20 protein-coding genes are annotated in these 19,147 nt (G+C 75.6%); 12 read left to right on the forward strand and 8 right to left on the reverse strand.

Annotated features, from left to right (window positions below):
* Window position 1 precedes the first annotated feature (1 nt).
* From ACI79C_RS22345 to hisG, 5 genes are all read left to right on the forward strand, one after another.
* Window positions 2-616 (forward strand): riboflavin synthase, encoded by a 615-nt coding sequence (locus tag ACI79C_RS22345; protein ID WP_456947886.1) that lies wholly within the window; start codon window positions 2-4, stop codon window positions 614-616.
* The gene (locus ACI79C_RS22350) at window positions 613-1,923 is read left to right on the forward strand and encodes a bifunctional 3,4-dihydroxy-2-butanone-4-phosphate synthase/GTP cyclohydrolase II (protein WP_456947887.1); all 1,311 of its coding nucleotides are present in this window, start codon (window positions 613-615) and stop codon (window positions 1,921-1,923) included. Before ACI79C_RS22345 ends, ACI79C_RS22350 begins: the two co-directional genes overlap by 4 nt.
* Window positions 1,920-2,447 (forward strand): 6,7-dimethyl-8-ribityllumazine synthase, encoded by a 528-nt coding sequence (gene ribH / locus ACI79C_RS22355; RefSeq protein WP_456947888.1) that lies wholly within the window; start codon window positions 1,920-1,922, stop codon window positions 2,445-2,447. The genes ACI79C_RS22350 and ribH overlap by 4 nt, the downstream gene beginning before the upstream one ends.
* Window positions 2,444-2,707, forward strand: coding sequence for a phosphoribosyl-ATP diphosphatase (locus ACI79C_RS22360; protein ID WP_456947889.1), 264 nt, complete (start codon window positions 2,444-2,446; stop codon window positions 2,705-2,707). Before ribH ends, ACI79C_RS22360 begins: the two co-directional genes overlap by 4 nt.
* A 117-nt stretch (window positions 2,708-2,824) precedes the next feature.
* The gene (hisG, locus tag ACI79C_RS22365) at window positions 2,825-3,691 is read left to right on the forward strand and encodes an ATP phosphoribosyltransferase (RefSeq protein ID WP_456947890.1); all 867 of its coding nucleotides are present in this window, start codon (window positions 2,825-2,827) and stop codon (window positions 3,689-3,691) included.
* A 46-nt stretch (window positions 3,692-3,737) separates the two neighbouring features.
* Here the strand turns inward: hisG and ACI79C_RS22370 are convergent, their stop codons facing one another.
* A complete protein-coding gene (locus tag ACI79C_RS22370; RefSeq protein WP_456947891.1) occupies window positions 3,738-4,748 on the reverse strand; it encodes a DUF2877 domain-containing protein in 1,011 nt (336 codons plus the stop codon).
* 363 nt (window positions 4,749-5,111) lie between these two features.
* On the opposite strand from ACI79C_RS22370, the gene ACI79C_RS22375 reads away from it, so the two are divergent.
* The 3 genes from ACI79C_RS22375 to ACI79C_RS22385 all read left to right on the forward strand — a co-directional run bounded on the left by ACI79C_RS22375 (window position 5,112) and on the right by ACI79C_RS22385 (window position 8,564).
* A complete protein-coding gene (locus ACI79C_RS22375; protein ID WP_456947892.1) occupies window positions 5,112-6,968 on the forward strand; it encodes a PucR family transcriptional regulator in 1,857 nt (618 codons plus the stop codon).
* 19 nt (window positions 6,969-6,987) lie between these two features.
* A complete protein-coding gene (locus tag ACI79C_RS22380) occupies window positions 6,988-7,725 on the forward strand; it encodes a DUF5995 family protein (RefSeq protein WP_456947893.1) in 738 nt (245 codons plus the stop codon).
* Between the two features lie 80 nt (window positions 7,726-7,805).
* Window positions 7,806-8,564, forward strand: a complete 759-nt coding sequence (locus tag ACI79C_RS22385; protein ID WP_456947894.1) for an SDR family NAD(P)-dependent oxidoreductase — start codon at window positions 7,806-7,808, stop codon at window positions 8,562-8,564.
* A gap of 43 nt (window positions 8,565-8,607) precedes the next feature.
* Here ACI79C_RS22385 and ACI79C_RS22390 read toward each other — a convergent pair whose 3' ends face one another.
* Window positions 8,608-10,335, reverse strand: a complete 1,728-nt coding sequence (locus ACI79C_RS22390) for a helix-turn-helix domain-containing protein (RefSeq protein ID WP_456947895.1) — start codon at window positions 10,333-10,335, stop codon at window positions 8,608-8,610.
* Window positions 10,336-10,418: 83 nt separating this feature from the next.
* On the opposite strand from ACI79C_RS22390, the gene ACI79C_RS22395 reads away from it, so the two are divergent.
* Window positions 10,419-11,165: an SDR family oxidoreductase gene (locus tag ACI79C_RS22395; RefSeq protein WP_456947896.1), complete on the forward strand. Its 747-nt coding sequence runs from the start codon at window positions 10,419-10,421 to the stop codon at window positions 11,163-11,165.
* A 93-nt stretch (window positions 11,166-11,258) separates the two neighbouring features.
* Complete coding sequence (locus ACI79C_RS22400; protein WP_456947897.1) at window positions 11,259-12,173, forward strand: DMT family transporter; 915 nt, start codon at window positions 11,259-11,261, stop codon at window positions 12,171-12,173.
* Between the two features lie 113 nt (window positions 12,174-12,286).
* On the opposite strand, the gene ACI79C_RS22405 is transcribed toward ACI79C_RS22400, so the two are convergent.
* Window positions 12,287-13,168 (reverse strand): universal stress protein, encoded by an 882-nt coding sequence (locus ACI79C_RS22405; protein ID WP_456947898.1) that lies wholly within the window; start codon window positions 13,166-13,168, stop codon window positions 12,287-12,289.
* A 160-nt stretch (window positions 13,169-13,328) separates the two neighbouring features.
* On the opposite strand from ACI79C_RS22405, the gene ACI79C_RS22410 reads away from it, so the two are divergent.
* Window positions 13,329-14,342: an Acg family FMN-binding oxidoreductase gene (locus tag ACI79C_RS22410; RefSeq protein WP_456947899.1), complete on the forward strand. Its 1,014-nt coding sequence runs from the start codon at window positions 13,329-13,331 to the stop codon at window positions 14,340-14,342.
* A gap of 84 nt (window positions 14,343-14,426) precedes the next feature.
* Here the strand turns inward: ACI79C_RS22410 and ACI79C_RS22415 are convergent, their stop codons facing one another.
* The 5 genes from ACI79C_RS22415 to malQ form a co-directional block, all read right to left on the reverse strand.
* Window positions 14,427-15,239, reverse strand: coding sequence for a DUF998 domain-containing protein (locus tag ACI79C_RS22415; RefSeq protein ID WP_456947900.1), 813 nt, complete (start codon window positions 15,237-15,239; stop codon window positions 14,427-14,429).
* Window positions 15,227-15,682: a hypothetical protein gene (locus ACI79C_RS22420; protein WP_456947901.1), complete on the reverse strand. Its 456-nt coding sequence runs from the start codon at window positions 15,680-15,682 to the stop codon at window positions 15,227-15,229. The genes ACI79C_RS22415 and ACI79C_RS22420 overlap by 13 nt, the downstream gene beginning before the upstream one ends.
* Window positions 15,683-15,723: 41 nt before the next feature.
* On the reverse strand, window positions 15,724-15,924 hold the full coding sequence (locus ACI79C_RS22425) for a hypothetical protein (RefSeq protein ID WP_456947902.1): 201 nt from the start codon (window positions 15,922-15,924) through the stop codon (window positions 15,724-15,726).
* 71 nt (window positions 15,925-15,995) lie between these two features.
* The gene (locus ACI79C_RS22430) at window positions 15,996-16,295 is read right to left on the reverse strand and encodes a hypothetical protein (protein WP_456947903.1); all 300 of its coding nucleotides are present in this window, start codon (window positions 16,293-16,295) and stop codon (window positions 15,996-15,998) included.
* A 92-nt stretch (window positions 16,296-16,387) separates the two neighbouring features.
* Window positions 16,388-18,223, reverse strand: coding sequence for a 4-alpha-glucanotransferase (gene malQ / locus ACI79C_RS22435; protein WP_456947904.1), 1,836 nt, complete (start codon window positions 18,221-18,223; stop codon window positions 16,388-16,390).
* A gap of 102 nt (window positions 18,224-18,325) precedes the next feature.
* On the opposite strand from malQ, the gene ACI79C_RS22440 reads away from it, so the two are divergent.
* Window positions 18,326-18,829: a helix-turn-helix domain-containing protein gene (locus ACI79C_RS22440; RefSeq protein ID WP_456947905.1), complete on the forward strand. Its 504-nt coding sequence runs from the start codon at window positions 18,326-18,328 to the stop codon at window positions 18,827-18,829.
* Window positions 18,830-19,147: the final 318 nt, after the last annotated feature.

A 19,147-nucleotide genomic window follows, 5' to 3' on the forward strand; every position in this document is an offset into this window, starting at 1 on the left:
CGTGTTCACCGGGATCGTCGAGGAGATCGGGACCCTGGTCGTCCGCGAGGACCAGCAGGACGCGGCCCGGTTGCGGATCCGCGCGCGCAGGGCGCTGGAGGGGGTGGCACTGGGTGACTCGATCGCGGTCAACGGCGTGTGCCTCACCGTCACCGGCGTGGACGGAGCCGACGGCGTCTGGAGCACCGACGTGATGGCCGAGACCCTCCGGCGCAGCAGCCTCGGCGCGCTCGCGAACGGTGACGCAGTCAACCTCGAGCGCGCGGTGACCCCGCACACCCGGCTCGGCGGCCACCTCGTGCAGGGCCACGTCGACGGCGTCGGCACCGTCCTGAGCCGCACCCCCAGCGAGCACTGGGAGGTCGTCCGGGTCTCCCTGCCGCCCGAGCTGGCCCGCTACGTGGTGGAGAAGGGGTCCGTCGCGGTCGACGGCGTCTCCCTCACGGTCAGCGCGGTGAGCGCGGTCGACGACCCCGAGCCGTGGTTCGAGGTCAGCCTCATCCCCACCACCCTGCGCGAGACCACGCTCGGCTCGGTGCCTCCGGGGAGCCCGGTCAACCTGGAGGTCGACGTGGTCGCCAAGTACGTGGAACGCCTGTTGGGAGCACGCCGGTGAGTGAGTCCACGCTGCGCCTGGACACCATCGAGGCCGCCATCGCGGCGGTCAAGGACGGCCGCCCGGTGGTGGTGATGGACGACGAGGACCGGGAGAACGAGGGCGACCTGATCTTCGCCTCGGAGCTCGCCACCCCGGAGCTGGTGGCGTTCATGGTGCGCTACACCTCGGGCTACATCTGCGTGGCCGTGACCGAGGCCGACGCCGACCGGCTGGACCTGCCGCCGATGTACCGGGTCAACCAGGACCGCCGGGGCACGGCCTACACCGTCACCGTCGACGCCCGCGAGGGGGTGACCACCGGCATCTCCGCCGCCGACCGGGCGCACACCATCCGGCTGCTGGCCGGCGCCGACACGACCTCGGCCGAGCTGGCCCGGCCCGGGCACATCGTGCCGCTGCGCGCCCGCGACGGCGGGGTGCTGCGCCGGCCCGGGCACACCGAGGCCGCCGTGGACCTGGCGGTGCTGGCCGGGCTGCGCCCCTCGGGCACGCTGTGCGAGCTGGTCAGCGAGAAGGACCCGACCGGCATGGCGCGCGGGGAGGAGCTGCGGGTCTTCGCCGACGAGCACGACCTGTGCCTGGTGTCGATCGCGGACCTGATCGCCTACCGCAAGCGGTTCGACAAGCTCGTCGAGCGGGTCGCCGAGGCCGCGGTGCCCCTGGCCCCGGGGCTGTTCACCGCGGTGGGCTACCGGTCCTCCTACGACGAGCGCGAGCACGTCGCCTTCGTCTACGGCGACATCTCCAGCGGCGAGGACGTGCTGGTCCGGGTGCACTCCGAGTGCCTGACCGGAGACGTGTTCGGCTCGCTGCGCTGCGACTGCGGCCCGCAGCTGCAGGCCGCGCTGGCCGCCGTCGCCCAGGAGGGCCGCGGGGTGGTGCTCTACATCCGCGGGCACGAGGGCCGGGGCATCGGCCTGCTGCACAAGCTGCAGGCCTACCAGCTGCAGGACTCCGGGGTGGACACCGTCGACGCCAACCTCGACCTCGGCCTGCCCGCCGACGCCCGCGACTACGGCACCGGCGCCCAGATCCTGGTCGACCTGGGCGTGCACACCATGCGGCTGCTGACCAACAACCCGGCCAAGCGCGCCGGCCTGGAGGGCTACGGCCTGAAGATCACCGGCCGGGTGCCGCTGCCCAGCCACGTCACCGCCGAGAACCTCGCCTACCTGCGCACCAAGCGCGACCGCATGGGCCACCTCCTCGACATCATCGAGCCCGAGACCGAGTCCGGTCCCGCCGACGTCCCCACCGTCCCCGGCACCGACGTGCCCCTCCGCCAGCGGGAGCAGCAGCTGTGAGTGGCACGGGCGCACCCCAGGCGCAGCCGGTCGACGCCGCGGGCCTCACGCTCGGCATCGTCGCGACCACCTGGCACGCGGAGCTCACCGGGGCCATGCTGGACCGCGCGATCGCCGCGGCCGTCGCCTCCGGCGTCCCCGAGCCGACCGTCGCCCGGGTGCCGGGTGCGGTCGAGCTGCCGGTGGTCGCCCAGGCGCTGACCGAGCGGCACGACGCCGTGGTGGCCCTGGGCGTGGTGATCCGGGGTGGGACGCCGCACTTCGAGTACGTCTGCGACGCGGTCACCGCTGGCCTGACCCGGGTGGCCCTCGACGCGGGCACGCCGGTCGGCAACGGCGTCCTCACCTGCGACACCGAGGAGCAGGCGCGCGACCGTGCCGGGCTGCCCGGCTCCGCGGAGGACAAGGGCTGGGAGGCGGCGATCGCGGCGCTGGCCACCGCGCTCACCCTCCGCTCGCTGCGGGGGCCCTCCCGGCCCACCGGCTTCTCCGTCATCCCCGCCGCGGACGGAGGCCGGGCGTGAAGACCTTCGACTCGCTGTTCGCCGAGCTCGCGGCCAAGGTGGCCGCCGGTGACCCCGCCTCCGGCACGGTCACGGCGGTCCGCGACGGCGTGCACGCGGCCGGCAAGAAGGTCGTGGAGGAGGCCGCGGAGTCCTGGATGGCCGCCGAGCACGAGGGCGAGCAGCGGACGGCGGAGGAGATCAGCCAGCTGCTCTACCGGGTGCAGGTCCTCATGCTGGCCCGCGGCCTGACGCTGGACGACGTCTATGCACACCTCTGACGCCGCCCCCTCTGACGCCGCCCCCCTCTGAACAAGGGCCCTCCTGCCCCCCACCGCTCGCAGGCTCGCGGCGGGACCCTGCACGAGGGCCGACACACCGACCGAAGGAGACCCGCCGTGCTGCGCATCGCCGTGCCGAACAAGGGCGTCCTGAGTGAGCCCGCGGCCGCCATGCTCGCCGAGAGCGGATACCGGCAGCGGCGCAGCACCAAGGACCTTGCCGTCTACGACCCCGACAGCGACACCGAGTTCTTCTACCTGCGCCCGCGCGACATCGCCGTGTACGTGGCCGCCGGCACGCTGGACGTCGGCATCACCGGCCGCGACATGCTGCTGGAGACGGCCCCGGCCGACGGCGAGGGAGCGGCCGCGGTCGAGGTCATGCCGCTGGGCTTCGGCCGGTCGTCGTTCCGGTTCGCCACGCCCGTGGAGTCCGACATCACGTCCGTCGAGCAGCTGGCCGGCAAGCGGATCGCCACCGCCTACCCGGTGCTGCTGCAGCGCTACCTGGACGAGAAGGGCATCCGCGCGGGTGTCGTGAAGCTCGACGGCGCGGTGGAGACCGCCTGCCGGCTGGGCGTCGCCGACGCCGTGTGCGACGTGGTGGAGACCGGGACGACGCTGCGGGCCGCGGGGCTGCACATCATCGGCGAGCCGGTGCTGACCAGCGAGGCGATCCTCGTGCGGCGGGCCGGGGCCGAGGAGATCCCGGCCGTGGCCCAGCTGCGCCGCCGGCTGCGCGGTGTCCTGGTGGCGCGGCAGTACGTGATGCTCGACTACGACTGCCCCAACGAGCTGCTGGAGAAGGCCACCGCGCTGACCCCCGGCCTGGAGGGCCCCACGGTGAGCCCGCTGCAGACCGAGGGGTGGTCGGCGGTGCGGGCGATGGTCGCCCAGACCGACACCAACCGCGTGATGGACGAGCTCTGGGAGCTCGGCGCCCGCGCCATCCTGGTCACCAGCATCCACGCCTGCCGGATCTGAAGGAGGACCCGTCGGGAGCCCTCCGGCCCGCGACGGGTCCGACCCCTCAGCGCTGGCGGGTGGTGCGGTCCACCAGGTCGATGGCGGTGCACAGCCCCAGTGCCATGGCCCGCCCGCTGGTGGAGCCGGTGGCCAGCAGGCCCGCGATCGCCGGGCCCAGCGGCCGCTCGCCGACCAGGCCGTGCAGGACGGCGGCGTACTCGCCGCTGACCCGCCCGGCGGCGGCGTGCCGCAGCAGCGCCCGCGACAGCTCGGTGGTGCGCCCCGCGGCGAGGGCGTAGACGCCGGCGGCGAACCGCTCCGCGGCCGGGTGGCCCAGCAGCACCAGACCGGCCATGGTCCCGGCCATGACGTCGTCCCCGGCCGGGGTCAGCCCCGGGCCGAGGCCCACCAGCCGGGCGGCGGTGCGCAGGGCGGCGTCCAAGTCGGCCCGGCGGACGGCGCCGCGCAGCGCGGCCAGCGGGCCACCGGGACCGGCGGGCAGGCCGGGGAGGGTGAACGCGCTGTGCGGGACCCCCTCGCCGTAGAGCGCGTTGCGCAGCTGTCGGACGCCCTCGGGCAGCAGCGCGGGGCGGGGGCTGGGCAGCCGGGGGTGGGGGTCCCACCACGCGGCCGCGCTCACGGCGAGGTCGCCGACGACGATCCGGCCGCCGCCGACCTCGGCCGGTGCGTCACTGGGCAGGGCCACCAGCGGGCGGCCGTTGCTCGGGCGGAAGAGGACACACCCCAGCGGCAACCGGGCCGCGTCGCTGGTGAGCACACCGACGACGTCGCCCCCGCGCTCGCCGGGGACGTGCAGGTAGACCGCGGCCGGGACGCTCATCAGCACCCGCGCCGGGCGGACCGGGCCGCGGAGCAGGGCCGCGACACCGGTGCTGGCGGAGGCGGGGACCGCCGTGGCCGCTCGTGCCGGACGCGCGGTGCGGGCGGTCGCCTGGGCCGACTCGCGGGGGAGGGGGATGGTCGGCACTCCGGCCTGTGCGGCGCGGCCGCGCGGGGAGGTCGGGGCTCCGGGACGGGTGTCGCCCGGGCCGGCGGTCTCGTCGATGGTGCGCATGGTGGCCTCTTCACCGTGGGAGCAACGGGAGGAACCGTCGGCTCGAGACCCCCCGCCCGGTCCCGCTCCTCCGCCGGAGGGACTCGGCGGCACCGCGGTGCGGTGGTCGGCCTACCATCCAGCGGGCGGAATGGATCCGGGAGTCGAACCTAAGCGGCGCGTCGCATGCCCCTGTATGGCGGAAGTCGCCAAGAATGGGGTCGTTGGTCCAGGCACTCCTGACAGGATGCCGTGGTATGGCCTGAGGGAAGGGCGACTGGAACAGTGGATGCCGTGACCCGGAGTGAGGCCACGCCCATCGCTCGAACTGAACGTAACGGCGCGACTCCCATTCGTCGCCACCTGTCGGCAGCGGAGGCGCCGGTGACCGAGAACCGCCCGGAGCGGCCCAGTTGGCTGGAGCGCATGGGCCTCACCCTCGACGAGGCCCTGCAGCTGCCGGCCCTGGAGGGTACCGACGTCGTGGCCGGCGCCCGGGGGCTGGACCGGGTCCTGCGGCACATGGTCGTCGACGACCCGGCCGACCCCCTGGCCCTGGCCGGGCCCGACGTCCTCGTGGTCCTCGGGGCCCGGCTGCCGCAGGCCGACGCCGCCAACTGCCGCGCCCTGGTCGAGCGGCTGGACTCCATGGGCACCGCGGGCCTGGCGTTCCGGCGCAGCGAGGGCCCGGCGCCGGTGCCCGACGAGGTGCTCGCCGAGGCCGACCGTCGGTCCTTCCCGGTGCTGGCGCTGCCCGCGGGCGCGCGCCCGGAGGAGCTGGTCTCCGAGGTGCTCGGCGCGGTCGTCGGCAAGCAGAGCGAGGCGCTGGCGCTCTCCTACCGCATGCACGACCAGTTCATCGACGTCGCGCTCAGCGGCGGCGGGCTGGCCGAGGTGACCGAGCAGCTGGCGCACGCGCTGGAGGGCGCCGCCGTCCTGGGTCTGGGACCCGACCGGGAGATCGTCACCACCGCGGGGCCGGCGGAGGACGTGTCCGAGATCAGCGACTGGCTGTGGCTGCTGGACGCCGAGGCCGAGGACGAGCTGGCGCTCATGGCGCCCTCGCGGCGGCTGTCGGGCCTGCGCGCCGACCAGACCGTGGTGACCCCCGCCGACGTGCTCGCCGACGCCGACCTCTCGCCGGCCGACGGCATCCTGCTCGTCCCCGGCCACCACGAGCTGCCCGGCGGGGTCGGCGAGTACGCGGTCGCGCCGATCATGGCCGGCGACCAGCGGCACGGCTGGCTGGTCGCCGTCCACCGGAGCGGGCCGATGATGGTCGGCGCCGGCGGTGTGCTCGAGCGCGCGGCGGTGGTCTCGGCCCTCTCGGTGATCCGGCAGCAGGCGGTGCACTCGGTCGAGCTGCGGTTCCAGGGCGACCTGGTCCGCCGGCTGGTCGCCGGGTCGCTGCGGCACACCGAGCGGGCGCTGGCGCAGACCCGCTCCTTCGGCTGGCGGCTCGACGGGCCGGTCGTCGTCCTCGTGACCGCGACCGAGACCGCCGCGGACCCGCAGGCCGACCCGACCCGCGCCCTCGACGTCCTCGACCGGCTGGCCGACGGCTGGCGCTCGGCGCTGGAGACGGAGGTCTCCGGCGCGGCGGTCGCGGGGCTGTCCACCGAGATCGTCACCGTGCTGCCGCTGGACGGGCGGACGCCCGACGAGATCTCCTCGCTGGTGTCGGCCGTGACCTCGCGGGTCAACGCCCGGGTGCGCCGCGTCGGCCGGGTGCTGGGCACCGGCATCGGCCGGCCGGCCGGGTCGCTGTCGGCGCTGGGGGAGGCCCACCAGCAGGCCTCCAGGGCGCTGAGCGTGGGGCAGGAGATCCACGGGTCTCAGGCGGTCACCCACTTCGACCAGCTGGGGGTGTTCCGGCTGCTGTCGCTGATCCCCGACAGCACCGAGCTGCGCAACTACGTCGACGAGGTGCTGGGGACGCTGGCCGACGCCGCCGACCCGGACTCCGCCGACCTGCGGGAGACGCTCCGGGTGCTCCTGGAGACCAACCTCAACGTCGCGGAGTCCGCCCGGCGGCTGCACTTCCACTACAACACGATGCGCTACCGGATCGGGAAGCTGGAGCGGCTGCTCGGCCCCTTCACGACCGACCCGACCCTGCGGTTGAACCTGCTGCTGGCGCTGCACGCCGCCCGGATGCGGGGCCTGGACCAACCGCACCGGCCGCCGGTGGACGCCGTCCTGGGACTGCCCCCGGACGAAGGGCTGGACGCGCTGATCTGAGCCCGCCAGGGTCAGCGCCGTGGGCACGAGCGTGGCGGCACTCATCGGCCGGATGACCGAGCTCCAGGCGCCCCTGGAGGCCGACCGCGACCCGGCCCGCTTCTTCCACGGCGTCTACCTGCGGACCACGCAGGCGGTCGCCGCGGCGATCCGCGGGGGCGAGTTCGAGGACCCGGCGTGGGTCGAGGAGTGGGACGTCGACTTCGCGGGGCTCTACCTCGACGCGCTCGCCGCCCACCGCCGCGACCCGGCCGCGCCGCCCCGCCCGTGGCGCCTGGCCTTCGGCGCGCGGCCCGGTCTGCCGCCGGAGGCGCACGTGCTGCTGGGCATGAACGCGCACATCAACTACGACCTGCCGCAGTCGCTGGTGCGGGTCATCCCGCCGGCCGACTTCGCCGACCCCGAGGTGCTCGACCGGCGGCGGCGCGACCACGGGCGGATCGACCGGGTGCTGTCCGCCCGGGTGGCCGTGGAGGACGCCGAGCTGCACCGGGCCGGCGGCCGCCGCACCGTCGTCGACCGGCTGCTCTCCCCGGCCAACCGCACGGCCAGCCAGGTGTTCCTGCGCGAGTCCCGGCGGAAGGTGTGGGCCAACGCCGCCGAGCTGGATCGTGCCCGGCGCCGGGGGCCCGACGACTACGCCCGCCGGGTGGCCGAGCTGGAGGACGCCGCAGCGGCGCGGGTGCGCGACCTGCTGCGGCCCGGGCCGGTGCTGCTCCGGCTGGCCGTCCGCGGTTTCGGCGTCCGGCTCGCCTGATCCCTCCGCGCGCCGTGGGCGCCCGGATCGGGGAGGCTGGGCCCGGGCCCGCGCCCGGCGGCCCGGAGGGGAGAGATCGCATGACCGAGGCCGCCCGCCCGCTCGCCGGCAAGGTCGCGCTCGTCACCGGCGCGTCGTCCGGCATCGGCGAGGCCACCGCGCTCGCCCTGGCGCAGGCCGGTGCCGCCGTCGCCCTCGGTGCCCGGCGTCGTGACCGCCTGGACGCGCTGTCCGGGAAGCTGCGCGACGACGGCGCCCGGGTGCTGGCCCTCGACCTCGACGTCACCGACGAGGCCGCGTGCGCCGACGCCGTCCGGCGGACCCGCGAGGAGCTCGGCGGGCTCGACGTCCTGGTGAACAACGCCGGCGTGATGCTGCTGGGCACGATCGTGGGCGCCGATCCCGAGGACTGGCGCCGGATGGTGCAGACCAACGTCATGGGCGTCCTCTACATGACCCACGCGGCGATCGACGGGATGCTCGAGCAGGGCTCCGGCGACGTCGTGAACATCTCCAGCGTCGCGGGCCGGACCGCGCGCAAGGGCGCCGGGGTCTACAACGCCAGCAAGTGGGCGGTGAACGCCTTCAGCGAGTCGCTGCGGCAGGAGGTGACCGCCCGCGGGGTCCGCGTCTCGCTGGTCGAGCCGGGCGCGGTGGCCACCGAGCTGTCCAGCCACATCACCCAGCCGCAGGCCCGCGAGGAGTCCCGGCGGATGGCCGAGAGCATGCGCACGCTGCAGTCCGACGACGTCGCCCGGGCGATCCTCTACGTGGTCACCCAGCCGCCGCACGTGGCGGTGAACGAGGTGCTGGTCCGCCCGACGGACCAGGAACGCTGACGCGGTGTGCCAGGGCGCGGGAACCGCACCCTGGCACTCGGCCTCAGTCGTGGAAGACCTCGATGCGGGCGCCCATCTCCACCAGGCGCTCGTAGAGCTGCTCGTAGCCGCGGGCGATGATGTCGACGTTGCGCAGCACCGATGTCCCCTTGGCCGCGAGCATCGCCAGCAGGATGCAGACCGCCGGCCGCAGCGCGGGAGGGCAGACCACCTCCGCGCTCGACCACCGGGTCGGCCCGCTGACCAGCACCCGGTGCGGGTCGAGCAGGCGGACGTCGGCGCCCAGGCGGGTCAGGTCGGACAGGTGGATCGCCCGGTTGTCGTAGACCCAGTCGTGGATCAGCGTCGACCCGCCGGCCGCCGCCGCGATGACGGCGAAGAAGGGCAGGTTGTCGATGTTGAGGCCGGGGAACGGCATCGGGTGGATCTTGTCGATCGGCGCCCTGAGCTCCGACGGCGAGATCGTGACGTCGGCCAGGCGGGTGTGCCCGTTGTCGGCGAGGTACTCGGGGGAGAGGCGGTAGCGCAGGCCCATCTCGGCGAGGACGGCGAGCTCGATCTCCAGGAACTCGATCGGCGTGCGCTCGACGGTCAGCTCCGAGCCGGTGACGATGCCGGCGGTGAGCAGGCTCATCGCCTCCACCGGGTCCTCGCTGATCGTGTAGTCGACGTCGGCGTCGAGCACCGGCTTGCCGCGGACGACGAGGGTGGTGGTGCCCAGCCCCTCGACGCCGACGCCGAGCAGCTGCAGGTACAGGCAGAGGTCCTGGACCATGTAGTTGGAGCTGGCGTTGCGGATGGTCGTCACCCCGTCGGTGCGGGCGGCGGCCAGCAGGGCGTTCTCGGTGACGGTGTCCCCGCGCTCGGTCAGCACGATGGTGCGGTCGGCCGTCGTCGGCGGCGTGACGGTCGCGTGGTACTCGCCGGCCCGCGCCTCCACCTCGAGGCCGAACGGGCGCAGCGCGATCATGTGCGGCTGCACGGTGCGGGTCCCCAGGTCGCAGCCACCGGCGTAGGGCAGGTCGAAGCACGGGGCGCGGTGCAGCAGCGGGCCGAGGAACATGATGATGCTGCGGGTGCGGCGGGCGGCGTCGGCGTCGATGCCGGCCAGGTCCAGCTCGTCGGGCACCTGGAGGGTCAGGTCCCGTCCGGTGCCGTCCCAGGTGGCCGAGACGCCGATGGAGCGCAGCACGTCGAGGATGCGCTCGACCTCCACGATGCGGGCCACGTTGCGCAGGGTCGTCCGGCCCCGGTTGAGCAGCGCGGCGCACAGCAGGGCCACCGCGGCGTTCTTCGAGGACTTCACCGTGACCCGGCCGCGCAGCGGGGCGCCACCGGTGACCCGCAGGTGGGTGGGGCCGGCGGGGCCGACGCTGAACAGCTCGCGCTCCAGGGCCTCGGAGAGCCGGCCCAGGAGGTCGAGGGTGAGGTTCTGGCCGCCCTGCTCGATGCGGGCGATGGCGCTCTGGCTGGTGCCCAGGCGGTCGGCGAGCTGCTGCTGGGTGAGGCCGTGGTGGCGGCGGGCGTCGCGGACGAGGAGCCCGATGCGGTGCATGGCGCTGGACTCGTGCGCTTGGGTGCCGGCGCTGGACTCGTGCGCTTGGGTGCCGGCGCTGGACTCGTGCGCTTGGGTGCCGGCGCTGGACTCGTGCGCTTGGGTGCCGGCGCTGGACTCGTGCGCTTGGGTGCCGGCGCTGGACTCGTGCGCCGGGGTGCTGGCGCTGGCCTCGGCGCTCGCGGTGTCGGGGGGAGCCGGGTCGAGAGCGGTCACCCCGGGAGCATCTCGCATGTGAGATACGAACGGTGCAGGCGCGCCGCGTGCGCGGGACGAACCGGTCCGGACAGACTGCGGGCATGGACGTTCTCGTGACGGGAGGGACCGGGCGGCTCGGCCGGCGGGTCGTCGAGCGGCTGCAGGGTGCGGGCCACCGGGTGCGGCAGATGTCCCGCCGCGGCACCGGGCCCGGCGGGGTGCGCGGTGACCTGGCCACCGGACGCGACCTGTCGGCGGCCCTGGCCGGTGCAGAGGTGGTCGTGCACGCGGCCAGCGACGCGCGGGGGGACTACTGGCAGGCCGACGTCGCGGGCGCGCGGCGCCTGGTGCAGGCCGTCGACCGCGATCGGCTGCGCCACCTCGTCTTCGTCTCCATCGTCGGTGTCGACCGCATCCCCTTCGGCTACTACCACGCGAAGTTCGCCGCCGAGCAGGTGCTGATGGCCTCGGGGCTCCCCGTCACGCTGCTGCGGATCACCCAGTTCTACGACTTCGTGGACGAGCTGCTGTCCACCGCCAAGCGCGGACCGGTGCTGCCGGTGCCCATGGGTTGGCGGGCCCAGCCGGTCGACGTCGCGGAGGCCGCCGAGTACACCGCCGCGGTCGCCACCGGGTCGCCGGCCGGGGACGTCGTCGAGTACGGCGGGCCCGAGGAGCTGACCGCCGCCGAGATGGCACGGGCCTGGGCGGCCGTGCGAGAGCCCAACGCCCGCGTGGTCGCCACGCCGGTCCCCGGGCGGCTGTCGTCGGCCTTCCGGGACGGCGCGGCGCTGCCCACCCGCGGTGACCGCGGCCGGCGCACGTACGCCGAGCACCTCAGGAGCTGACCGACCGCGGCGTTCCTGCCCGATCCCGCAACGCGGAGGACGGCGTCCGGGAAGTGCCGGATCGGTGTCGGTGCCCGGCCCTAGGGTCGGCGCGTGAAGAGCTCCCGGCTGCCCGTCCTCGCCGCCGTCACCGCGACCCTGCTCGCGTGGGCGTCGGCCTTCGTCGCGATCCGCGGCGTCGGTGCCGACCTCTCGCCCGGCGCTCTGGCGCTGGGCCGGCTGGCCGTCGGGACGGCGGTCCTCGCGCTGCTGTGGGCGGTCTCCGTCCGCCGCTGGGTGGCCCCGACCGGACGGGAGTGGGCACTGCTCGCGGTCTGCGGAGTGGGCTGGTTCGGCGTCTACAACGTGGCGCTCAACGCCGCCGAGCAGCACCTGGACGCCGGGACGACGGCGATGCTGGTCAACATCGGGCCGATCCTCATCGCCGTCCTCGCGGGCCTGCTGCTGGGGGAGGGGTTCCCGCGTCGGCTGCTGGCCGGCATCGCCGTCGCCTTCGCCGGGGTGGTGCTCATCGGGCTGGCCACCCGCGGGGCCGACGCCGACGCGGTGGGCGTGGTGTTCTGCCTCGTGGCGGCGCTGACCTACGCCGCGGGCGTGGTGGCGCAGAAGCCGGTGCTGCGCCGGCTGCCGCCGCTGCAGGTCACGCTCACCGCCTGCGGCATCGGCGCGCTGTGCTGCCTGCCGTGGGCCGGCACCCTCGCCGGTGAGCTCGCGGAGGCGCCGGCCGGGTCGGTCGCCGGGATGGTCTACCTGGGCGTGGTGCCGACGGCACTGGCGTTCAGCACGTGGGCGTACGCGCTGGCCCGCACGGACGCCGGCACGCTGGCCGTCACCACCTACCTCGTGCCGCCTCTGGTGATCGCGCTCGGCTGGCTGCTGCTCGACGAGGTGCCGCCGGCGCTCGCCGTCGTCGGGGGAGCGGTGTGCCTGGCCGGTGTCGCGCTGGCCCGCCACCGCGCCCGGGTCCGCCCCGCCCCGCTCCCGCAGGAGGCGGGTGCGGCGGTCTGACCCCGCGGCACACCGGGACCGTCGTCCGCGCCGGCCGGCGGCCGACCGCGGACGCGGGTGGGGCCCTCCCGTGTGGCTCAGGAGGGCCCCACCCGGTCAGCCTGAGGTCCGGCTCAGGCCTCCGGAGCGGGGGCAGGGGGGACGACCAGCACCGGCCGGTGGGCGCAGTGCAGGAGCGCCCGGGGGACGCTGCCGACCAGCAGCTCGCGGCTGGCCGACCGGCCCCGGCTGCCCACGACGACGACGGCGGCGCCGCGGTGCGCCGCGGTCTCGGCCAGCGTGGCGGCCGTGGCCCGGGCGCTGCCGGGACGGCCGGAACACGGCACGGTCAACAGCTCGGCGCCGTCGGGCGCGGTCGGTCCGGGGCCGTCGCCCGGCTCGGCGACCGCGACCAGCAGCTGCTCACGACCGGCGAACAGGCGGCGCGCCGCGGCGATGGCCTCCTGGGCGCCGGGCGAGCCGTCGGTGCCCACCATCACCGGGCCGGAGGCAGCCGCGGACCACTCGACGGTGGTCAGCGGGTAGGGGACCACCAGCACCGGCACCGGGCTGACGTGCACCACCAGCTCCGAGACGCTGCCGAGGGCGGCGCGGATGCCGCCGAGACCCCGGGTGCCGACGACGACGAGGTCGGTGCCCCGCTCCTCCGCCGTCCGGGCGAACTGGTAGCCGTCGCCGCCGAAGGTCCGCTTGACCAGCGGCTCGGCGTCCCAGCCCGCGGCGCGCGCCAGCGAGACGCCGTTGCGGGCCAGGCGGTCGGCCTCCGCGCGGCCCTCCTTCTCGAGCAGGTCACCGAGGGCCTGCAGGTGCCCGGCACGGCCGGCCAGCCGCTGCCGCAGCTCCGGGGAGGTGAAGGGCGGCTCCCACAGGTGCAGGACCGTGGCGGAGGCCGACGGCACGAGGCAGGCCGCCGCCTCGATGGCGTTGACCGAGCTCGGTGAACCGTCGTAGCCGACCAGCACGCGTGGGGGCCGTCCGGGGTCTGGGGCGCTCATGCCCTCATCTTCCCCGACCACGGGGGCGGCGCGGGGGTCGGTCGGGTCCGGTTCCGCCGTGGGGACCGTTGCGGAGGCCACGTGCGGTCCCGGCCGGCGATGGGGTAGGCAGGACGGGGACGCCCGCGTCGGGCGGCCGACCCGCAGCGGAGGTGCACCGATGGACGAGCAGGACTGGACCGCGGTGGTGGCGGCCGCCATCCGGGCGCCGTCGATCCACAACACCCAGCCCTGGCGCTTCACCGCCACCCCCGACCGCCTGCAGGTGCACCTGGACCGGGACCGCGCGCTGCCGGTCCTCGACCCGACGGGGCGCCAGCAGGTCATCAGCTGCGGCGTCGCGGTCGAGTTCGCCGCGGTGGCCCTGCGCGCCTCGGGGGTCGAGGCCGAGGTCGAGCTGCTGCCCGACGACGGCGACCCCGACCACCTGGCGACGGTGCGGGTGGGGGCCTCCCGCGAGGGGACGGCGGAGGACCGCGCGCTGGCCGTGGCGATCGGCCGGCGGCACACCGAGCGGGCGCCGTTCCTCCCGCGCGCGGTCCCGGCCGACCTGGTCGACCGCATGCAGTCCGATGCCGGGCGGCTCGGGGTGTGGGTCAAGCAGATCACCGAGTCCGAGGAGGAGGTCGCGACCGTCTTCCTCATCTCGCGGGCCGAGGAGATCGAGCAGGGCGACCCCGAGTACGTGGCCGAGTTGGAGCGCTGGGTGCGCACCGACCCCACCGCGCTGGACGGCGTCCCCGTCGACGCCGTCCTGAGCGAGGACCCGGCCACCCGGCCGTCGAACTGGCTGATCCGCGACTTCGTCGTCGGCAGCCGGGGCCAGCACCCGGCGTTCCTGCCGGAGGGCGCGGCCGACGCGCCGCCGCCCGCGGTGGAGCGGCCCACGGTCCTCCTGCTGGGCACCGACAACGACGACCGGACGGCGTGGCTGCTGGCCGGGCAGGCGCTGGGCCGGTTGCTGCTGCTCGCGACCACCGAGGGGGTGGCCGCCTCGCCCCTCACCCAGGCGCTGGACTGGCCGTCCACCCGCACCCGGATGCGCGGCCGGCTGTCGCTGGTGGGCCATCCGCAGATGCTCCTGCGCATGGGTTACCCCTCGACCGCGGGGGCGGCGCACTCGGGTCGCCGTCCGGTCGAGGACGTGTTGCGCTTCGAGCCGGCGGCCGGCTGAAGGAGGACCCCTGGCAGGCGGCAGGGCGGCCCCGTCCAGGACACCGCCTCGAGCTCGCGCGGAGTGGGAGGACGGGGTCCTTCCTCAGCCGCGGCGGCCGGGCGAGGCCCAGGGGTCGTCGGGGTCGAAGTCGTCGTCGGGGTCGGCCGTGGCCTCGGCCGGGGGCGCCGGCCGGGACGCCTCCGTGCGCGACGCCGCGGCCTCCAGGGCCGCGTCCCGCTGCCGGTCGCGCTCGGCGCGTGCGGCCCGTTCCTGCTCGCGCAGCTCGCGGCGGGAGGGCTTCCCCGCCCGCTCCGGCCGGGGGCGGTCCCGCAGGAGCCACAGGCCGCCGCCGGCCAGCGCGAGCCCGAGCGGCAGCACGTAGGCGGCGGCCCGCTCGGTGCCCCCCTCGCCGAGGTACCCGGTGATCCCGGCGACGAAGAAGACCGTCATCGCCGTGCCGACCAGGCCGAGCAGGGCCAGCGTCGTCCCCAGGGCCTCCGACCTCGCGCGGACGGCGTAGGCCAGCGCGATGAGCCCGATCCCGCCGCCGACCAGGTACAGCCCGGCCCCGGCCTCGTGCAGGGCCGCCCGGCCGTCCCGGGGGAACAGCCCGACGAGGAGCACCCCGATGGCCGCCGCGCCGAGCAGCACCGGCGCAGCCCGGCCCCCCGCGCCGGTCAGCGCCGGGCGCAGCAGCCAGGCGCCCACCCCGATGAGCACGGCCTGCAGGACGAAGGAGGCGTTCATCAGCAGGTGCGCGGGGGAGAGCGCCGTGCCGAGGTCGCTGATCAGGTCGTCGGCGCGCGAGTACCCGGTGGCCTGCAGCGCCACGACCGTCTCGACGACGAAGAACTGGAGGGTCAGCAGCCAGGCGAGCGCGCCCCAGCGGTGGCGGGTGGGAGTCACGGAGGCCATGGTCCCAGCCCCGCCCTGGGGCGGACGCCGGGCGGCAGGTGCGCCACGACGGCGGCGAGCTGACCGGACGAGAGCCAGGAGGGGTTGCTCCCGGCGGGCATGCGCAGGACCTCGGCGTCGCGGGCGGCGGGGTCGGCGAGCAGGTCGGCCCGCGGCACGGGCGCGGCCAGCCGGGTGAGCCGGACGGCGACCACCGGGCCGCCGTCCCGCTCCTCGGGTTCCCCGGTCAGCTCCCCGAGGGCGTGCACGCCGGGCTCGGTGCGGCCGCTGACCCACAGTACGCAGACCTGGCCGCGGCCCATGAGGTCCAGTCGGTAGGAGCGGCGCAGGCAGCGGGTGAGGGTGCGGCTCGTCCCCACCCGCCATGACGGGTCGATGGCCGCGGGCGGCCGGGTGGACTTGAGCACCCAGCAGGCGACGTCCCCCGGGACGAGACGGGTCACTGCGTCTCCTCACCGGGGGACGGGGCCTGGCCGACCGTGCCCTAGTCCGTGGCGGAGTGCTGCTCCGCGCCGGCGGGGTCGGCGTCGTCGGAGTCGACCGCCTGCCGCTCCTGCTCGGTGCGGTGCTGGAGGGCGTCGTCGTTGGGCCGGTCGTAGCCGCCCGCGTGCTGCTGGCGGTCGCGGGGCGCGGACTCCGTCGTGTCCATGACGTCGTCCAGGTTGGGGCGGTCGGGCTCGCTCATCGGGGTCTCCGCTTCGTCGGGGATGTCGCTCCCGGGACCCATAGCCAGCCCGCCCGCGCCGTAACCCGTGATCAGCGCTGCTCCAGGAGCGCGGCCGGCACCCAGCCCTCGACCAGCACCGGACCGTGCGGACCGGCCAGGGCGTAGGCCACCCGGCCCTGCCAGCCAGCCTCGTCCTGACGCCACTCGACGAGCAGCCCGGGCCACACCCCCGGCGCGCCGGGCGGGTCGTGCACCCAGCAGTGCCGCCCGCGACCCTCGCCGCGCCCCGCCGTCGCCGGTCGGGCCGGCTGCGGCGGGGGGACCCCGGAGGAGGCCGCCCGCTCCCCGAGGGAGCGGCCCGACCGCCCGGGGTGCATGCCGCCAGCCACGTCGGAAGTGTCGCACGAGGTCGAACAGCTGTTCGACAGGAGACGAAGACGGGCGCTCCGCGTCGTCCGCGCGGAGCGCCCGTCCTCAGGGGTCAGGACCCGCCGGAGACGGCGTCGCCGAGGGTGCGGGCCACCGTCTGCAGGAGCTGGTGGTCGGACAGGTCCTCCACCGGGACCGGCAGGGGGAGCGACCAGTTGGGCCGCTCGGTCGTCCCCGGCATGTTGGGGCGGCGCCGCTCGGCGAGCGCGTCGTCCAGGGTGGCCGACAGCAGCAGGGACGGCGCCCTGGCCAGCAGCTCGTGCGCCCGCTTCACCGCGGTCTCGGGCCGGGCGTTCTTCCGGACGCCGGAGAGCTTCTCCAGCAGCGACTCGCGGCCCTGCTCGAGCTCCTCGTCGGTGCCGGTGCCGTGCTCCCGCTGCTCCTCGACGTCCGCCCCGGTCCACAGGCCGGCCACGGTCGGCAGGTCGTGGGTGGTGACGGCGGCCATCGCCGTCTCGGGCCACTGCGCGGGGTCGTCCTCCTCGAACCACAGCAGCCGGTAGCTGAGGATGCCGTGGTCGGCCAGCGCCTCGCGCACGCCCTCCTCGACGGTGCCGAGGTCCTCACCGACGACGACCGCCTGGGCCCGGGAGCTCTCCAGCGCGACGATGTCGAGCAGGTCCTCGGCCGGGTAACGCACGTAGGCGCCGTCCGCGGGGCTCTCGCCGCGCGGCACCCACCAGAGCCGGAACAGACCCATGACGTGGTCGATGCGCAGGCCCCCGGCGCCGGCCATCGTGGCGCGGATGGACTGCACGAACGGCTCGTAGTCGGCCGCCCGCAGCTGCCACGGGACCAGCGGGGGCGAGCCCCAGTCCTGTCCCTGCGCGTTGAAGGCGTCCGGCGGCGCACCCACGGAGGCGCCGTCGGCGAGCACGTCCTGCCAGGTCCAGGCGTCGGCGCCACCGCCGGCGACCCCGATGGGCAGGTCCTGGATGACGGTCATGCCCTCCGTCGCCCGCTCCACCTGCAGGTGCAGCGCCCACTGCAGCCAGGCGTGGAAGGCGACGTCCCGCTCGTGGTCGGCCACGAACCGGGCGACGGCGTCGCTGCGGGGATCGCGCAACTCCTCGGGCCAGGTCTGCCAGTCCCCGCCGTGGACCTCGGCGAGGGCGCACCAGGTGGCCCAGTCCTGCAGCTTCTGGCCCTGGTGCCACCACCAGTCGGGGAAGGCGGGGTCGTCGCGGCCGGTGGCGTCGAAGACGCGGCGCAGCACCTCGCGCTTGAGGGCCCAGATCGCGTCCCGGTCGATGAGGTCGCCGGCACTGAGCGCACGGCCGGCGTCCGCCTCGAGGTCGACCCGGTCGGCGCCGGGCACCTCGTCCACGCGGAGGTAGATCGGGTTGCGGAACCGGCGGGTGGCCGGGAGGTAGGGGCTGGCCTCCTGGCCCGGCGTGGGCGCGACGGCGTGCAGCGGGTTGATCAGGACGAAGCCGGCGCCCTGGCCGGCCGCCATCTCCCGGACGGTGCGCAGGTCGGCGAGGTCGCCGATGCCCCAGCTCGCGCGGCTGCGCGTGGCGTAGAGCTGCACGGCCCAGCCCCAGGCTCGCTGGTCGGGCAGCCAGCACCGACCAGGGGAGACGATCAGCCGCCGGCGGTGTCCGCCGGGGACCTGGAGCCAGTGGTAGCCCAACGGGAAGTCCTCCGGCAGTTCCCCGTCGACGTGCCGGGTGGAGCCGTCCTCGAGGGTCACCTCCGCCTGGTCCACCTCCAGCGCGTCGCCGGGGCGGGCCACGATCGGCGCGCGGTCCTCCAGGTCGGCCGGTGGGGCACCGATCACCTCCCGGAGTCGATCGATCGTGGCCTGGGCGACCTGGTGTTCCTCGTCGAGGGCGTCGAGCCAGCTGGCGTCGATGCCCCACTCGTCCGTCGTCGGCGTGCGCGTCACGTCCCGATACTCCCCAGCACACCCCCGCCCCACACAGCAGCCGCGGAGTGGTGCCGCTCTCGCTGTGGACCCTCCAGCGACTGGAGGGTGCAGGGTGGCGCCATGGACGACGGCGCGCTCCCGATCGGCCGGCTGGCCGGCCGGCTCGGCGTCCCGGTGCACACCGTGCGGTTCTGGTCCGACGAGGGGCTGGTCGACCCGCCGACGCGGTCGGCCGGGGGCCACCCGCGGTCGGCCGGGGGCCACCGCCGCTACGACCCGGCGGCGGTCGCCCGCCCGGTCCTCGCGGAGGGTCACGAACTGCCGGTCGGCTTCTTCGACGTCGACGTCGACGTCGACGTCCCGGTGCCCGACCGGTGGCCGGGTGGCGACGTCCGGTACGTGCAGCTCTCCGCGGCGTACGACCGGGACGCCGCGGCTGCGCGGGCTCGCGGTGGGAGGTGCGCGGCGACGGGAGCGGCGCGCACCTGGACGTGGCGACCGATCCGGCCCGGGTGGCGGAGCTGCTCGCGTGACCGGCGTCGAGGGACGCTCGTGGAGGGCTCCCGGGCGCCGGGTCGGGGCTCCTGGGTTCTGGGGCACCGGCTGGTGCGAGGCACCGGCTGACCCGGGTGCCAGCAGCTCTCCGGTCGGTGCTCGTGCGAGGGCTCGCCGGTGGTGCCGGCGCCGTGCTGCGCCGATGCGCACGGGGTTGTCGGCATCTGTGCTGCTCAGGGGCGGGAAGTGTCGTACCTGCGGCCTAGGTTGGGGGTGTGTTCGGCGGCAGCGGGTTCGGGGTGGGGCTGACGGTGGGCCCTGCTGGAGCCGCCGGCCGGTGTGCCTGGGGATCCTGCCGGTGCAGCTGTCCGACGCGCTGCCGGTGCACGCCCGGTCGGCGGAGGAGAAGGCCGCGGAGTTGCAGCGGCTGCAGCAGCTCGAGGCGAT

It is taken from the genome of Geodermatophilus sp. SYSU D00697 (assembly GCF_054050175.1).

Excerpts from the sequence above, each read along its gene's own strand:
- ACI79C_RS22370 (WP_456947891.1), bottom strand. The coding sequence starts at position 4,748 with ATGCGCACCATCGACGAGACCGCCGGCCCGGGCGACACCCGTCCCGGA.
- ACI79C_RS22385 (WP_456947894.1), top strand. The coding sequence starts at position 7,806 with ATGACCGAGGCCGCCCGCCCGCTCGCCGGCAAGGTCGCGCTCGTCACC.
- ACI79C_RS22395 (WP_456947896.1), top strand. The coding sequence starts at position 10,419 with ATGGACGTTCTCGTGACGGGAGGGACCGGGCGGCTCGGCCGGCGGGTC.
- ACI79C_RS22405 (WP_456947898.1), bottom strand. The coding sequence starts at position 13,168 with ATGAGCGCCCCAGACCCCGGACGGCCCCCACGCGTGCTGGTCGGCTAC.
- ACI79C_RS22410 (WP_456947899.1), top strand. The coding sequence starts at position 13,329 with ATGGACGAGCAGGACTGGACCGCGGTGGTGGCGGCCGCCATCCGGGCG.
- ACI79C_RS22415 (WP_456947900.1), bottom strand. The coding sequence starts at position 15,239 with ATGGCCTCCGTGACTCCCACCCGCCACCGCTGGGGCGCGCTCGCCTGG.
- ACI79C_RS22425 (WP_456947902.1), bottom strand. The coding sequence starts at position 15,924 with ATGAGCGAGCCCGACCGCCCCAACCTGGACGACGTCATGGACACGACG.
- ACI79C_RS22440 (WP_456947905.1), top strand. The coding sequence starts at position 18,326 with ATGGACGACGGCGCGCTCCCGATCGGCCGGCTGGCCGGCCGGCTCGGC.